This is a genomic window from Bacillus sp. LR--39 (genome assembly GCF_053613335.1).
On the sequence record NZ_JBSIOT010000184.1, the window covers coordinates 1 to 1,325 of the forward strand.

The following is a 1,325-nucleotide window of genomic DNA, read 5'->3' on the forward strand; positions in this document are numbered from 1 at the left end:
GCCCCGCCCATGTAAAGAAAAGCCATGATCGGCACAAAGAAGCTGGCAACGGTGCTGATCCGCTGGATGCCGCCGAAGATAATGACGCTGACGAGAATGACGAGAATCAGCCCTGTCACCCAGTTTTCGATGCCGAAGCTGTTCTTCGTAATATCAGCGATCGTATTGGATTGGACACTGTTGCCTATCCCCAAAGCGGCAAAAGCTCCAAACAGCGCAAAGGCGATGGCGAGTCCTTTAAATTTGCGGCCGAGTCCGTGTTCGATATAATACATCGGCCCGCTTGAATATTCCCCTTTTTCATTTTTTACGCGGAATTTAACAGCCAGCAAGGCTTCCGCGTATTTCGTTGCCATCCCCAACAGCCCGACAACCCACATCCAAAAGATCGAACCCGGTCCGCCGAGTGTCAATGCCGTCGCGACACCTGCGATATTTCCGTTTCCGATCGTAGCGGCGAGCGCTGTCATCAAAGCCTTAAAATGGCTCACATCCCCTTCGGCAGCCGCGTCTTTGCTGTCTTCTTTGCCAAACCCGATCTTAAACGCATAGATCAGGCGGCGAAATTGCAGTCCTTTTAAAACAATCGTTAAAAATAAGCCTGTCCCAAATAATAAAATTAAACTGGGCGGCCCCCATAGTACCTTATTAATCTTGCCTAGTATTTCTAAGATATCCATATGACTCACTCCTGACAAAGATAACGCTTTCATAGCTGCATGAGATATTCTATCACAATGGAAAATGGTTATGTTTGTGAAACGACACAAAATGTAATCGCTTACATTTGTTTTTTTAACAAAGCTATTTTTTAAAGAAAAAAATTTTAATAGATAACTTATCTCCTCAAGCCTTTCACCTTATTCAACGTTCACCAATTTGTTAAATTTCACAAAAAAGCGCTTACATTTTTAATTTTACACACGATGCTCTTCCCGATTCAGAGATTTATACTAGCGGTAGAATCATATTTCATTTGAGGGGGACGACATCATGATCATTGGAATTCCTAAAGAAATTAAAAACAACGAGAACCGTGTAGCCATTACTCCGGCCGGAGTAGTCGCGCTAAAAAAAAGCGGTCATCAAGTTTTAATTGAACAGGGAGCCGGGCTTGGAAGCGGATTCGAGGACGCCGACTACAAAGCAGCCGGGGCGGACATTTTGGCTGAAGCGAAAGATGTGTGGGGAAAAGCGGATATGGTCATGAAAGTGAAAGAGCCGATCAGCTCTGAATACGGCTATTTCCGAAAAGGACTTGTTTTATTTACTTATCTGCACTTAGCGGCTGAACCTAAGCTTGCGAAAGCGCTTGTGGACAGCGG

The 1,325-nt window shown here is 44.8% G+C and carries 1 protein-coding gene and 1 pseudogene; one reads left to right on the plus strand and one right to left on the minus strand.

From position 1 onward, the window contains the following. Positions 1 to 680, minus strand: a 680-nt coding sequence (locus tag ACWHAR_RS21615) for an alanine/glycine:cation symporter family protein (protein ID WP_452087786.1), incomplete at its 3' end; no start/stop codon positions are given. A gap of 313 nt (positions 681 to 993) precedes the next feature. On the opposite strand from ACWHAR_RS21615, the pseudogene ACWHAR_RS21620 reads away from it, so the two are divergent. Then, positions 994 to 1,325: pseudogene (locus tag ACWHAR_RS21620) on the plus strand (alanine dehydrogenase); the annotation flags it as partial.